This is a genomic window from Bradyrhizobium sp. WU425 (assembly GCF_021052305.1).
Lineage (GTDB): Bacteria > Pseudomonadota > Alphaproteobacteria > Rhizobiales > Xanthobacteraceae > Bradyrhizobium > Bradyrhizobium canariense_D.
This window is the reverse complement of sequence record NZ_CP088089.1, coordinates 7,788,753-7,802,560: the sequence shown is the minus strand read 5'-3', so window position 1 is coordinate 7,802,560 and position 13,808 is coordinate 7,788,753. Positions and strand designations below refer to the sequence as shown.

The 13,808-nt window shown below is 65.3% G+C and carries 11 protein-coding genes; 10 read left to right on the top strand and 1 reads right to left on the bottom strand.

The window, feature by feature from the left end:
• Positions 1-12: 12 nt before the first annotated feature.
• The 5 genes from BcanWU425_RS37055 to BcanWU425_RS37035 all read left to right on the top strand — a co-directional run bounded on the left by BcanWU425_RS37055 (position 13) and on the right by BcanWU425_RS37035 (position 5,130).
• Positions 13-855 (top strand): ABC transporter permease, encoded by an 843-nt coding sequence (locus tag BcanWU425_RS37055; RefSeq protein WP_204514043.1) that lies wholly within the window; start codon positions 13-15, stop codon positions 853-855.
• Between the two features lie 4 nt (positions 856-859).
• Positions 860-1,645 carry an ABC transporter ATP-binding protein gene (locus BcanWU425_RS37050; RefSeq protein WP_007615986.1) on the top strand — a complete coding sequence of 262 codons (786 nt, stop codon included), beginning with the start codon at positions 860-862 and terminating at the stop codon, positions 1,643-1,645.
• A gap of 69 nt (positions 1,646-1,714) precedes the next feature.
• Positions 1,715-2,224, top strand: coding sequence for an OsmC family protein (locus BcanWU425_RS37045; protein WP_018455897.1), 510 nt, complete (start codon positions 1,715-1,717; stop codon positions 2,222-2,224).
• A gap of 67 nt (positions 2,225-2,291) precedes the next feature.
• Complete coding sequence (locus BcanWU425_RS37040; protein ID WP_204513095.1) at positions 2,292-3,095, top strand: hypothetical protein; 804 nt, start codon at positions 2,292-2,294, stop codon at positions 3,093-3,095.
• A gap of 358 nt (positions 3,096-3,453) precedes the next feature.
• Positions 3,454-5,130: a methyl-accepting chemotaxis protein gene (locus BcanWU425_RS37035; protein ID WP_204514044.1), complete on the top strand. Its 1,677-nt coding sequence runs from the start codon at positions 3,454-3,456 to the stop codon at positions 5,128-5,130.
• 103 nt (positions 5,131-5,233) lie between these two features.
• Here the strand turns inward: BcanWU425_RS37035 and mutS are convergent, their stop codons facing one another.
• Positions 5,234-7,972, bottom strand: coding sequence for a DNA mismatch repair protein MutS (mutS, locus tag BcanWU425_RS37030; RefSeq protein WP_026233049.1), 2,739 nt, complete (start codon positions 7,970-7,972; stop codon positions 5,234-5,236).
• 216 nt (positions 7,973-8,188) lie between these two features.
• Here mutS and pcaF point away from each other — a divergent pair, with 216 nt between their 5' ends.
• The 5 genes from pcaF (at position 8,189) to BcanWU425_RS37005 (ending at position 13,768) form a co-directional block, all read left to right on the top strand.
• Positions 8,189-9,397, top strand: coding sequence for a 3-oxoadipyl-CoA thiolase (pcaF, locus tag BcanWU425_RS37025; protein ID WP_204513096.1), 1,209 nt, complete (start codon positions 8,189-8,191; stop codon positions 9,395-9,397).
• Positions 9,398-9,590: 193 nt separating this feature from the next.
• Complete coding sequence (locus tag BcanWU425_RS37020; protein ID WP_085349769.1) at positions 9,591-10,484, top strand: dioxygenase family protein; 894 nt, start codon at positions 9,591-9,593, stop codon at positions 10,482-10,484.
• Positions 10,485-10,575: 91 nt separating this feature from the next.
• Positions 10,576-11,277, top strand: a complete 702-nt coding sequence (gene pcaH / locus BcanWU425_RS37015) for a protocatechuate 3,4-dioxygenase subunit beta (RefSeq protein WP_085361940.1) — start codon at positions 10,576-10,578, stop codon at positions 11,275-11,277.
• A complete protein-coding gene (gene pcaG, locus BcanWU425_RS37010) occupies positions 11,278-11,868 on the top strand; it encodes a protocatechuate 3,4-dioxygenase subunit alpha (protein ID WP_085349771.1) in 591 nt (196 codons plus the stop codon). It abuts the gene before it with no gap.
• A gap of 208 nt (positions 11,869-12,076) precedes the next feature.
• The gene (locus tag BcanWU425_RS37005) at positions 12,077-13,768 is read left to right on the top strand and encodes a methyl-accepting chemotaxis protein (RefSeq protein WP_204513097.1); all 1,692 of its coding nucleotides are present in this window, start codon (positions 12,077-12,079) and stop codon (positions 13,766-13,768) included.
• Positions 13,769-13,808 lie beyond the last annotated feature (40 nt).

Genomic DNA, 13,808 nt, shown 5'->3' with positions numbered 1-13,808 from the left:
TTCCTACCGGCCATGATCTCTGACGCGCCAGTGCTGCAACAGACTACGGAACCGGCCGAGAGCGCCGCGCCCTCGCGGCTGTCGCGCTATGCGGGGCCGACGCTGGGATTGCTGTTGCCACTGACCCTCGCGCTTGGCTGGGAACTCGTGGTCTGGTCCGGCTGGTCCAACGGCCGGCTGGTGCCGCCGCCCTCGCGCGTGTTCGCCACCGTCGTTGATCTTGCACGCTCCGGCGAACTGTTCCGTCACATCGCCGCAACGCTGTGGCGTGTCGGCCTCGGCTTCGCGTTCGGGGTGGTCGCGGGCACCTTGCTCGGCGCCATATCCGGCTATTGGTCGCTGGCGCGGCGGCTGCTCGACCCGACCGTGCAAGCGCTGCGCGCGATCCCGTCGCTGGCCTGGGTGCCGCTGTTCATCCTCTGGCTCGGCATTTTCGAGACCTCGAAGATCGCGCTGATCGCGGTCGGCGTGTTCTTTCCGGTCTATCTCGGCGTGATGGGCGCGATCCTCATCGTCGATCGCAAGATCGTCGAGGTCGGTCGCACATTCCGTCTCTCCGGGCCTGCCATGATCCGCCGTATCCTGCTGCCCGCGGTGCTGCCGGCCTATGTCGTGTCCTTGCGCGTCGGTCTTGGTCTGGGCTGGATGTTCGTGGTGGCGGCCGAGCTGATCGGCGCGTCCGAAGGCCTCGGCTATCTCCTGCTCGACGGCCAGCAGCTCGGCAAGCCCGCGCAGATCCTCGCCGCCATCGTGATCTTCGCGATCCTCGGCAAGCTCACGGATTGGCTGATCGAGATCGCGGCTGCGCCCTTCCTGCGCTGGCAGGACGCCTTCGGGCGTACGACGGGAGCATAAGGCGATGCTGGCGCTCGACCGGGTCAGCAAGACCTATCCCAACGGCGTGCAGGCGCTGGCGCGCTTTTCGGCCGAGATCAGGCAAGGCGAGATCGTCGCCATCATTGGCGGCTCGGGCTGCGGCAAGTCCACGCTGCTGCGCGCCATCGCGGGCCTCGACCGCGCAAGCTCGGGCACGGTGACGCTCGACAACGAGGCGATCGCCTCGCCGCATGCCAAGATCGGCATCATCTTCCAGGAGCCGCGGCTGCTGCCCTGGCTCAGCGTCGCCGACAATATCGGCTTTGGTCTTGCCGATGGGCCCGCCACCGAGCGGCGTGAAAAGGTGGCGCGTGCGCTCGAGCGTGTCGGGCTCGCCGAGAAAGCGCAGGCCTGGCCGCGCGAGCTCTCGGGCGGGCAGGCACAGCGCGTCGCGATTGCCCGCGCACTGGTGCCGCAGCCCGAGGTGCTCTTGCTCGACGAACCGTTCTCGGCGCTCGATGCCTTCACCCGCAGGGACCTCCAGGATCATCTGCTCGATCTCTGGGCCGACACGCGGCCGACGCTCATCCTCGTCACCCATGACGTCGACGAGGCCGTGGTGCTGGCTGACCGCGTGCTGGTGATGCGGCCGCGGCCGGGCCGGCTGTTCGACCAGATCGAGATCAACCTGGGCAGGCCACGCGACCGCAATTCGCCGCTGTTCGAGAATTTCAAGCGAAGTGTGCTGACGTCACTCGATCGTTCGCTCGACCGCAGCGTGCCCGACCGTGACGCAACCCAGGGTCCCGGTCAGGCCATGTGGTGGTGACAATTTCGCTCCGAGCCGGTACATCGCAAGCCGGTACTTCGTAGAGACGATTTTCCCGGGAGAGACAAAATGGACGCCGCAGCACTGCGCCAGATGCAGGCCCCGATCAAGGAGCGCTACAAGACCGACCCCAAGACCGCGATGATCACGTTGAGGGCCAAGGGCTCGACCGACAGCGAGGGCATCGCCTGCAAGGTCGAGACCGGCCGCGCCATCGCAATGGCCGGCCTGCATCCCGCAACCGGCGGCTCCGGCCTCGAGCTCTGCTCGGGCGACATGCTACTCGAAGCGCTGGTCGCCTGCGCCGGCGTCACGCTGAAATCGGTCGCGACCGCGATCGAGGTACCCTTGAAGACCGGCAACGTCTACGCCGAGGGCGATCTCGATTTCCGCGGCACGCTCGGCGTCGACAAGGAGACGCCGGTCGGCTTCGCCGAGATACGTCTGCGCTTCGACGTCGATACTGATGCGCCGCAAGACAAGCTCGACCTGCTGCTCAAGCTCACCGAGCGCTACTGCGTGGTCTATCAGACCATCAAGAACGGCCCGAAGGTCTCGGTGTCGATGCAGCGGATGTAGCGAGCGAAGGCCGCTCGCCCAACAATTCGTGTCGTCTCGGCGAAGCCCGGGACGACAAAAGAAAAAAATGTCCCCCGAGCTCCACCTCATCCTCGTTCTGCGCATGATGGTCGCGGCGGCGTTCGTCGTGACGGCGTCGATCATCACCGAGCGTTCAGGGCCGGTGATCGGCGCGCTGGTCGCGACCTTGCCGGTTTCGGCCGGACCATCCTACGTCTTCCTCGCGCTCGACCACGATGCCGCCTTCATCGCGCAGGGCGCGCTGTCGAGCTTGCCGGTCAATGCCGCGACGATCTTCATGTGTCTCACCTATGTGGTGCTGGCGCAGCGGCGCAGCCTTCTGGTGAGTTGCGGAAGCGCGGTCGCGGTCTGGATCGTGTTCGCCTCGATCATCAAGCAGTTCGACTGGCCGCTCACCGCCGGGCTCGCCGCCAATCTGATCGCGTTCGGCATCTGCATTCCGCTGCTCGCGGGCTATCGCCATGTAAAGATGCCGCTGGTGACGCGGCGCTGGTATGACGTGCCGATGCGGGCCGCGCTGGTCGCGACCCTCGTCGCAATCGTCGTCTCGACCTCGGGCTGGGTCGGTCCCCGGATCAGCGGCATCATCGCGCTGTATCCGGTGGTGTTTTCCAGCATCATGGTGATCCTGCATCCGCGAATCGGCGGTCCGCCGACCGCCGCGGTGCTGGCCAATTCGGCTTGGGGGCTGCTCGGATTCGGAATGGCGATCGCGGTGTTGCACGTGGCGGTGGCGTGGTTCGGCTCCGCCGTCGGTCTTGGGCTTGCACTCGCCACCTGCATTGTTTGGAATCTGACGCTGTGGGGGATCGGGCGGCGTACGCAGCACAAGGCGCGGCAAGCGCCGTGACACTACGGACATGCGGCGCGGCGTCGCCGGATACTTCCGTAGCAAAACTCGCCATGACCGATCGCGAGACGCTTTCCTTCAAACTCCTGAAGGACCAAGCATTCAAGTGACAGCGCCGACCGAGCAGCGTGTAAGGCCTACCGTCGTGCAGCTTTAGGCTGCTCTGTCGGCGATCGCTTTTCCCAGAATTCGTTAGCACTTTATTCGAATCTTATGGGTACTGAATCATCTTGCGTATCCGCCTTGGTCTTCGCAACGCGAGTTTTACCGGCGGAATTCGATTGGAATTCAGCGCGTGTGCCGCGCCGTCACGTCACCTGATCCCGTCTCGCAATTTAATGATTTTGGAGATTCAATGATGTTTGGCCGCAAGTCCCGCAACGACGCGGATGCTAAGCTCGCCGCCATCGGCCGCTCGCAGGCCATGATCGAGTTTGCCATGGACGGCACGATCCTGAGCGCCAACCAGAATTTCTTGAACGCCCTCGGCTATTCCCTCGACGAAATCAAGGGAAAGAAGCACGCCATGTTCATGCCCGCCGACCAGCGCGACGGCGCCGAGTACAAGGCGTTCTGGGCTGCATTGAACCGCGGCGAGTATCAGGCAAGCGAGTTCAAGCGGATCGCGAAGGGCGGCCGTGAGATCTGGATCGAAGCATCCTACAATCCGGTGCTCGACGGCAACGGCAAGACGGTGATGGTCGCCAAGATTGCGACCGAAATCACCGAGAAGAAGATCCGGAGCATGACGGAGTCTTCGAAGATCGCCGCTATCGGCCGCGCCCAGGCCGTGATCGAGTTCAAGCTCGACGGCACCATCGTCACGGCCAACGAGAATTTCTGCAACGCGCTTGGCTATTCGCTGACCGAGATCCAGGGCAAGCATCACAGCCTCTTCATGCCCCAGGCCGAGCGCGACGGCGCGGCCTATCGCGAGTTCTGGGCCAAGCTCAACCGCGGCGAATACCAGGCTGGCGAGTTCAAGCGCATCGGCAAGGGCGGCCGCGAGGTCTGGATTCTCGCCTCCTACAATCCGCTACTCGATGAGAACGGCAAGCCCTTCGGCGTCGCCAAGTTCGCGACCGACGTCACGGCGGAGAAGCTGAAGAATGCCGTCCTTGCGGGCCAGATCACGGCGATCGAGAAGGCGCAGGCGGTGATCGAGTTCAACATGGACGGCACGATCATCACCGCCAACGCCAATTTCCTCGGCGCCCTCGGCTATTCGCTGGCTGAGATCAAGGGCAAGCACCACAGCATGTTTGTCGAGCCCTCGGAGCGCGATGGCAATGGCTATCGCGAGTTCTGGGCGGCGCTCAACCGCGGCCAGTATCAGGCGGCCGAATACAAGCGCATCGGCAAGGGCGGCAGGGAGGTCTATATCCAGGCCTCCTACAATCCGATCATGGATCTCAACGGCAAGCCGTTCAAGGTCGTGAAATATGCGACCGACGTCACGAAACAGGTGCTGGTCCGCATGGGCAACGAGCGCGTCCGCGGCATGATGGAATCGGTCGCCGCCGGATCGGAAGAGCTGAACGCCTCGGTGCGGGAGATTTCCGAGGCCATGACCAAATCGCGCGAGACGGCGATGAGCGCGGTGGAGCAGGTCGCGTCCGCTGATGCCCAGGCCCAGCGCCTCACTGAAGCGGCGCTGGCGATGAGCGGGATCGTCGAGCTCATCAACAACATCACCGGGCAGATCAACCTCCTGGCACTCAACGCCACCATCGAATCCGCCCGCGCCGGTGAAGCCGGTCGGGGTTTTGCGGTGGTGGCCTCGGAGGTCAAGAGCCTCGCCAACCAAGCCAAGCAGGCCACTGACAAGATCGGCGCTGAGATCGGTAGCCTCAACGGCATCTCTGGAGACGTCGTCACCGCCCTGGCTTCGATCAAGACGGCCATCAGCAACGTCAGCGAATATGTGACGTCGACGGCCGCGGCAATCGAAGAGCAGAGCACGGTGACCAACGAGATGTCGACCAGCATGCAGCGCGCCGCAGCGGAAGTGGCGGCGATCGCGGCGAGGGCGTAGCGTTCAGAAGCATAGGGTGGGTTAGCGAAGCGTAACCCACCACTTCTCGCTCGCTGACAAAGGTGGTGGGTTACGCCTTCGGCTCACCCACCCTGCGGCACCGTCACTGCTTCGGCAGCTTGGCCTTCAACGCATACAGCGCATCGAGCGCTTCGCGTGGCGACATCTCGTCCGGATGCAGCGCCTTCACCGCGTCCATCAGCAGTTCGGCCTCGCTCGGCGGTGTGACTTCTGCGGCGGCGCGCGAGGGCACTGCGAACAGCGGCAGATCGTCAGCAAGCGCGCGCGCGGTCTGGCCGCGGTCCTGGGCTTCCAGCTTCGCCAGTACCGATTTGGCGCGCGTGATCACGGCCGGCGGCAGGCCCGCGAGCTTGGCGACCTGGATTCCGTAAGAGCGATCGGCCGAACCCGGCAACACCTCGTGCAGGAACACGACATTGCCCTGCCATTCCTTCACCCGCACGGTCGCGTTGAACATCCGCGGCAGCTTGGCGGAGAGCGCCGTCAGCTCGTGGTAATGCGTCGCGAACAGCGTGCGGCAGCGGTTGCTCTCGTGCAGGTGCTCGATTGCGGCCCAGGCGATCGAGAGGCCGTCGAAGGTCGCGGTGCCGCGGCCGATTTCATCAAGGATCACGAGCGCGCGCTCGCCGGCCTGGTTGAGGATGGCAGCGGTCTCGACCATCTCGACCATGAAGGTGGAACGGCCGCGGGCGAGATCGTCGGCGGCGCCGACACGCGAGAACAGGCGGTCGATGATGCCGATCCGCGCGCGTGTCGCCGGCACGAAACTTCCGATCTGGGCGAGCAACGCAATCAGCGCGTTCTGGCGCAGGAAGGTCGACTTACCCGCCATGTTCGGACCGGTCAGCAACCAGAGCTGGCCGGATTTTTGCGCAGGGCCCGGCGAGAGATCGCAGGCATTGGCGATGAACGGCTGGCCATTGCGCTTCAAGGCCTGCTCGACCACGGGATGGCGGCCCGCCTCGATCGCAAAGCCGAGAGACGAGTCCACCTCGGGCCGCACATAGTTCTGGTCGATCGCCAGCTTGGCAAGCGACGTCGCGACGTCGAGCAGCGCAAAGGCGTGAGCGGCGGCGCGCAGTTCCTCGCTGATGGCCAAAGCCTTGGCGCAGAGCCGCTCGAAAATCTCGAGCTCGAGCCCGAGTGCGCGGTCGCCGGCATTGGCGATCTTGGCTTCGATCTCCCCGAGCTCGGAGGTGGTGAAGCGGACCTGGCCGGCCAGCGTCTGGCGGTGGATGAAGGTTGCGTTTAGCGGCGCCGACATCAGCTTGTCGCCGTGCTGCGCGGTGACCTCGACGAAATAGCCGAGCACGTTGTTGTGCCGGATCTTGAGCCCCTTCACACCCGTGTTGTCGGCGTAGCGCGCCTGCATCGAGGCCACCACCAGGCGCGAGGCGTCGCGCAGATTTCGCGTTTCGTCCAGCGCAGGCTCATAGCCCTGGCGAACGAACCCGCCGTCGCGCTTGATCAGCGGCAGTTGATCGTCGAGCGCCCTGGCGAATTCCGCCGCGAGCTCGCGCGATGGCTTTTGCAGCGCCGCCATCACGACGGCGATCTCCTGCGGCGGCTGGTCGAGTTCGTCAAGCCGCGTCAGCACCTGGTCGGCGGCGATGATGCCATCGCGCAGGCCGGCGAGGTCACGCGGACCGCCGCGGCCGACGGATATACGGGCCAGCGCCCGCGACATGTCCGGGGCGCCGCGCAGGATGCTGCGGATGTCCTCGCGCGCGGCCGAGTCGGCAACGAAGCTGCCGACGGCATCGAGCCGCCGCGCAATCGCCGCCGCATCGGTCAGCGGCGCGGCAAGCCGCTGCGCCAGCAGGCGCGAGCCGGCCGAGGTCACCGTGCAGTCGATCGCGTCGAGCAGCGAGCCGCGGCGTTCTCCGGCGAGTGTCCGCGTCAGTTCGAGATTGGCGCGGGTGGCGGGATCGATCGCCATGGTCGCGCCCGAGGCTTCGCGCGCGGGCGGCGACAGCGGCGGATGTTTGCCGACCTGGGTGCGGTCAACATAGGTGACGGCGGCGGCGGCGGCAGTGGCTTCCAGCCGCGTGAGCTGGGACAGTCCGTCCATGGTCGCGACGGCAAAATAGTCGCACAGCCGCTTCTCGGCAGTGGCGCCGTCGAAGACGTCGCGGGTCAGCGGCGTCACCGCCGGCAGCTCGCGCAGGGTCTGTCCGAGCTCGCTGTCGTTATAGAGCGCGTCGGTGACGATCACCTCGTTCGGATTGATCCGCGCCAGCGTGGCGGCGAGTTCGCCGCCCGAACATTCCGTCACCGTGAATTCGGCGGTCGAGATGTCGATCCAGGCGAGGCCAAAGCGGTCACCGCCCGCCGATGAGCGCGCGCGCGCGAGCGCCAGCAGGTAATTGTTGGCGCGCGCGTCGAGCAGCGTGTCCTCGGTCAGCGTGCCCGGCGTGACCAGGCGCACCACGCCGCGGCGCACGACGCTCTTGTTGCCGCGTGCTTTCGCCGCCGCGGGATCCTCGGTCTGCTCGCACACCGCGACCCGGTGCCCGGCGGTGATCAGCCGGTGCAAATAGTCCTCGGAGCGCTCGACTGGCACGCCGCACATCGGGATATCGGCGCCTTGATGCTTGCCGCGCTTGGTCAGGACGATGCCGAGTGTCCTGGAGGCGATCTCGGCGTCCTCAAAGAACAGCTCGTAAAAGTCGCCCATCCGGTAGAACAGCAGAAGGCCCTGATGTGCCGCCTTGATTTCAAGGTACTGTTCCATCATCGGCGTGACGCGCGCGGCAGCTTCCGCCTGCGGCGCGGGCGTATCGTCGGGAGGCGGTGCAGGGATCGGTTGTTGCATTGTCATGGGCGGCGCAACCTACAAAATTTCGCCCCGCGCTCCTATCGCTTTGGGCGGAGAGGGGAGGTTTTCCACGTTGTCCGCACCGCGGCATGCGCAACTCGCGTGCACACCCGTCGGAACACGCGCGTATCGGTCAATTGACCTGCCGCGGGCGCCCTCCTAAAACTCCGTCGACATTGAAGAATTTAGGCCGGATCGCGGCATTCAGGGAGAACAACCATGCGTGACGTCTTTATCTGCGATGCCGTGCGGACCCCGATCGGCCGTTTTGGCGGGTCGCTCGCCAAGGTGCGTGCCGACGACCTGGCGGCGGCCCCGATCAAGGCGCTGATGGCCAAGCACCCCAATCTCGATTGGGCACAGGTTGACGAGGTCTTCTTCGGCTGTGCCAACCAGGCCGGCGAGGACAACCGCAACGTGGCACGCATGGCGCTCCTGCTTGCGGGCCTGCCGGATTCCGTTCCAGGCCAGACCCTGAACCGGCTCTGTGCCTCCGGTCTCGATGCGGTCGGTGCGGCCGGCCGCGCTATCCGTTCCGGCGAGATCGAGCTTGCGATTGCCGGCGGCGTCGAATCCATGACGCGCGCGCCCTTCGTGATGGGCAAGGCGCAGGAAGCGTTCTCGCGCTCGGCTGAGATCTTCGACACCACGATCGGCTGGCGCTTCATCAATCCGCTGCTGAAGGCGCAGTATGGCGTCGACGCGATGCCCGAGACCGGCGAGAACGTCGCCGAGGAATTCCAGGTCTCGCGCGCGGATCAGGACGCCTTCGCGATCCGCTCGCAGCAGCGCGCGGGCGCCGCGATTGCGGCCGGCTATTTCGCCGAAGAAATCACCCCGATCACCATTCCCGGCGGCAAGGCCGGCCCTGTCACCGTCGACAAGGACGAGCATCCGCGTCCCGAGACCACGCTGGAAGCCCTGACGAAGCTCAGGCCGATCGTGCGCAATCCCGGCACGGTGACCGCGGGCAACGCCTCCGGCGTCAATGACGGCGCCGCCGCGATGATCCTGGCGTCCGAGGCTGCCGTGAAGAAGCACGGCCTGACGCCGCGCGCGCGCATCCTCGGCCTCGCCTCGGCCGGCGTGCCGCCGCGCATCATGGGCATTGGACCTGTGCCGGCCACCCGCAAGCTGATGGAACGTCTCGGCAAGAAAATCAGCGATTTCGACCTGATCGAGCTCAACGAAGCCTTTGCCTCGCAGGGTATCGCCTGCATACGCCAACTCGGCGTTGCCGACGATGCCGACTTCGTCAATCCGCATGGCGGTGCGATCGCACTCGGTCATCCCCTCGGCATGAGCGGCGCGCGCCTTGCGCTCACCGCGGTGCACGGCATGGAGAAGCGCGGCGGCAAGCTCGCGCTCGCCACCATGTGCGTCGGCGTCGGTCAAGGCGTCGCGGTCGCGATCGAGAAGCTGAACTGACGGGACGCGCAGCGTGCCGTCATCCCGGAGCCGGGTGCCCCAGACTCGTCATGCCCGGGCTTGTCCCGCCTGCGAGGCCGAAGCCTCTTCGGCGAGGCGAAGGCCCGGGCATCCACGGTTCTTGGTGCCGCGAGAAGAAGGTCGTGGATGGCCGGGACAAGCCCGGCCATGACGCAAGGTGAGGGAGCATCCCATGATCATCGGGCGCGAGCAGGACGTCACGGCCGCGGCCTTGGCGGTGATGGAGCAGACATCCGATCCACGGCTACGCCAGATCATGGTCTCCCTGGTCAAGCATCTGCACGGTTTTGTTCGCGACGTTCGCCTGACCGAGAAGGAATTCCGCGACGCCACGGCTGTTATCGCCGAACTCGGCAAGCTCTCGACCGACACGCATAATGAGGTCGTGCTGATGGCAGGCTCGCTCGGCGTCTCGCCGCTGGTGTGCCTGCTGAATAATGGCGATGAGGGCAACACGGAGACCGACCAGTCGCTGCTCGGACCATTCTGGCGGCTGAACTCGCCGCGGGTGGAAAATGGCGGATCGATCGTCCGCTCCGAGACCCCAGGCGCGCCGCTGTTCGTCAACGGCCGCGTCGTGGACAAGGACGGCCGTCCCGTCGCCGGCGCCGAGGTCGACGTCTGGCACGCGTCGCCGGTTGGTCTTTATGAAAACCAGGACCCCGAGCAGGCCGACATGAACCTGCGCGGCAAGTTTACGACCGACCAGGACGGAGCCTTCTCGTTCCGCTCCGTGATGATGGTCGGCTATCCCATTCCGACCGACGGCGTGGTCGGCCGCCTCCTGGAGGCGCAGAACCGGCATCCCTATCGTCCCGCGCACCTGCACGCGTTGGTCTTCAAGCCCGGATTCAAGGTGCTGATCTCGCAGGTCTACGACCCCGCCGACCCGCATATCGATAGTGACGTGCAGTTCGGCGTGACCAAAGCGCTGATCGGCAAGTTCCTGCGCCATGACACGCCACATCCGACCGAGCGCGACGTCGCGACGCCCTGGTATTCGCTGGACCATGTCTATCGGCTCGAAGCCGGCGAGGCCGTCCTGCCGCGTCCGCCGATCAAATAGGGCTCAAAGCCGCTTCCCCCAATTAGTTATATCCTATAATGATTGGCGGAAGCGTTGACCGGTCGGAAAAGGGCCGGGGAGGAGTTCGCCAATGACATTCATCTATCCCGTCGACAGCAACACGGCGCATCCGCTGCCGCTGTCGCCCGAGTACAAAAGCTCGATCAAGCGGGCGCCGAACAAGCCCTTGATCCCGATGCGCCATACACTGTCGGAGCTGACCGGCCCGGTCTACGGCCACGAGACCGTTCGCGAGGGCGACAATGATCTCACCACCCAACACACCGGCGAGCCGCTCGGGGAACGCATTATTGTGCACGGCCATGTGTGCGACGAGGACGGCCGCGGCGTGCCGAACTCGCTGGTCGAGATCTGGCAGGCCAATTCCTGCGGCCGTTACGTTCACGTCCGCGACCAGCATCCGGCGCCGCTCGATCCGAACTTTACGGGCGCCGGCCGCACCGTGAGCGACGTCTCCGGTTACTACCGCTTTGTCACCATCAAGCCTGGCGCCTATCCCTGGGGCAACCATCATAACGCCTGGCGTCCCGCACACATCCATCTCTCTGTGTTCGGCCATTCCTTCGTCACGCGTCTCGTGACGCAGATGTACTTCCCGGCCGATCCGCTGTTCCCGTTCGATCCGATCTTCAATTCGGTGCCGGACGAGAAGGCGCGGGCGCGGATGGTGTCATCGTTTGATCTCGAGAACACCCAGCCCGAATGGGCGCTGTGTTACCGCTTTGACATCGTGCTGCGCGGCAAGAACGCCACGCCTATGGAGAACCATTAAGTGCAGGACAATGGGATCACGCCGTCGCAGACCGTCGGCCCGTTCTTCAAATACGGCCTGACGCCGACCGGTGAGTACGCCTGGAACGATGCGTTCACCAACTCGACCCTGACGCCCGACGTCACCGGCGACCGCGTCCGGATCGAGGGCCGCGTGTTCGACGGCGATGGCGTCGCCGTGCCCGATGTCATGCTGGAGATATGGCAGGCCGATGGGCAGGGGCGCTTCGCGGATCCGCAGGACAAGCGCGGGCTGTCGAATGCGAGCTTCCGTGGCTTTGCCCGTTGCGGCACCGACAAGGACGGCAATTATTCCTTTGAAACCATCAAGCCGGGCGTGGTGCCCGATCCCGACGGCAAGCCGCAGGCACCGCATGTCCTGCTTGCGGTGTTTGGTCGCGGCATGCTGCGGCATCTCTATACCCGCATCTATTTCAGTGACGAGGCCGGCAATGCCGCCGATCCCGTGCTGGCGGTGGTGCCTGCCGACCGTCGCGCCACGCTGACGGCCGTGCGCGAGGCCGGCAAGCCGGTGTACCGGCTCGACCTGCGGCTCCAGGGCGACAACGAAACGGTATTTTTCGACGTGTGACCCCCAGCGCCGTCCCGGACAGGCGGAGCCCCGATCCGGGACGACAGCGGAGGACGGGCCCAAGCTTCGCTGCCCGAAACCGTTGACCTGACGCCATTTCCCGTATTTTTCCGGAGTTCGCGCGATGCAATTTCCGCGCGATGCAATCCCGTGTTTACCGTAATCCTTTAGGGTCCGTGGGATTCAGCGCGGCCCATTGGATTTTTCCATGAAAATTCGTCTTTCGCTTTCTTCCGCAATCATTGCTTTCGGCATCGTTCTGGCCATCGGCTTTACCGCCGTGGTCTCGACCAGCCTCTACGCCTTGAAAGAGCTCAAGGTCGGCGGTCCGCTCTATTCTGATATCAAGCTCGGAAACGATCTCATCGCCGACATCCTGCCGCCGCCGGAATATGTGATCGAGGCCTACCTCGAGGCCACGCTCGCCATGCGCGAGCCCGACCAGCTGGCGGCCCATGCCGAACGCCTGGCCCAGCTCCGCAAGGATTACGACGAGCGCAAGGCATTCTGGGTCACCTCCAGCCTCTCGGCCGACCTGAAGACGACCCTGGTATCGAAATCCGACGCCGAGGTGCAGAAGTTCTGGAAGCTGTTGTCCGACCAGCTCCTCCCCGCCCTCAAGGCCAAGGATACGGCCGTCTCCGAGCGGGCCTACGCGCAGCTCAGGGAGGCCTATACCGCGCATCGCGCCGTCATCGACAGCATCGTCGAGAGCGCCAACAAGCAGAATGCCGACATGGAGAAGCTGGCCGCGGACCGCGACAGCTCGATGCTTTACATCCTCCTCGGCGTCTCCGCCGCCGTCCTCGCCTTCATTGCGGCGGGCCTGCTCGGCGTCGCCTTCGGCGTGATGCGCCCGATCGTGCGCATGACCAGCGCGATGCAAAAGCTCGCGACCGGCGATCTCGCCGCCGATATTCCTTTCGCGCACCGGCAGGACGAGGTCGGCTCGATGGCGGGTGCGCTCTTGGTGTTCAAGCAGTCCGCGGTCGAGAATTTCCGCCTGCGCGAGGAGCAGTTGCAGAAGGAGCAGGAGGCGGCGCTCGCCAAGCGTGAGGCCCTGCATCACATGGCCGAAACCGTCGAGCGCGAGACCGGCCGCTCGGTCGACACCGCGAGCGCGGCGACGCAAGGCGTGGAGCGTGCCGCCTCCAGTCTGTCCGAGATCGCAAGGTCGCTCTCGACACAATCGCAGGCGGTCGCAGCCGCCTCCACCCAGGCCCTCGGCAGCTCGCAGACCGTCTCGGCCGCAGCTGAAGAACTCAGTGCTTCGATCCGCGAGATCGCAATCCAGGTCGCGCGGACCAGCACGGTTACAAAATCGGCGGTCGCCGGTCGGGAACAGGCGCGCTCGACCATCCAGACGCTGGCTGGATCGGTGAAGAAGATCGCCGAGGTCTCCGACCTCATCGGCGGCATCGCCGGCCAGACCAATCTGCTGGCACTCAACGCCACGATTGAGGCGGCGCGCGCCGGGGAGGCCGGCCGTGGCTTCGCGGTGGTCGCCGCCGAAGTGAAATCCCTCTCCGACCAGACCGCCAAATCCACCGAGGAGATCGCGCGGCTGATCGCCGAGATCCAGGCCTCGACGCAAGCCGCCGTCGACGCCGTCGAAACCATGGGAGGCCACATCGTCGAGATCGACGGCGTCGCCACCTCGGTTGCCGCCGCGATGGAAGAGCAGGACGCCGCGACCCGCGAGATCACGCGGTCGATTTCCGAATCGACTTCCGCGGCGAAGGAGGTCTCGGCCAAGATCGGTGATGTCAGCCGCGACGCCGCCTCCGTGAACGAGCGCGCCGCGGAGGTCAGGCAGGCGATCGCCGGCATGGCGGCCAATCTCGAGCAGCTCCGGTCGGTTGTCGTCAGGACCGTGCGTGACTCGACCGCTGCGGCTTGAGCCGGGCGGCTGATGCCGCTGGCGCCCGGCAGCGCGGTTG

Coding starts and splice junctions, on each gene's coding strand:
- BcanWU425_RS37055 (WP_204514043.1), top strand. CDS start 13: ATGATCTCTGACGCGCCAGTGCTGCAACAGACTACGGAACCGGCCGAG.
- BcanWU425_RS37050 (WP_007615986.1), top strand. CDS start 860: ATGCTGGCGCTCGACCGGGTCAGCAAGACCTATCCCAACGGCGTGCAG.
- BcanWU425_RS37045 (WP_018455897.1), top strand. CDS start 1,715: ATGGACGCCGCAGCACTGCGCCAGATGCAGGCCCCGATCAAGGAGCGC.
- BcanWU425_RS37040 (WP_204513095.1), top strand. CDS start 2,292: ATGTCCCCCGAGCTCCACCTCATCCTCGTTCTGCGCATGATGGTCGCG.
- BcanWU425_RS37035 (WP_204514044.1), top strand. CDS start 3,454: ATGTTTGGCCGCAAGTCCCGCAACGACGCGGATGCTAAGCTCGCCGCC.
- mutS (WP_026233049.1), bottom strand. CDS start 7,972: ATGACAATGCAACAACCGATCCCTGCACCGCCTCCCGACGATACGCCC.
- pcaF (WP_204513096.1), top strand. CDS start 8,189: ATGCGTGACGTCTTTATCTGCGATGCCGTGCGGACCCCGATCGGCCGT.
- BcanWU425_RS37020 (WP_085349769.1), top strand. CDS start 9,591: ATGATCATCGGGCGCGAGCAGGACGTCACGGCCGCGGCCTTGGCGGTG.
- pcaH (WP_085361940.1), top strand. CDS start 10,576: ATGACATTCATCTATCCCGTCGACAGCAACACGGCGCATCCGCTGCCG.
- BcanWU425_RS37005 (WP_204513097.1), top strand. CDS start 12,077: ATGAAAATTCGTCTTTCGCTTTCTTCCGCAATCATTGCTTTCGGCATC.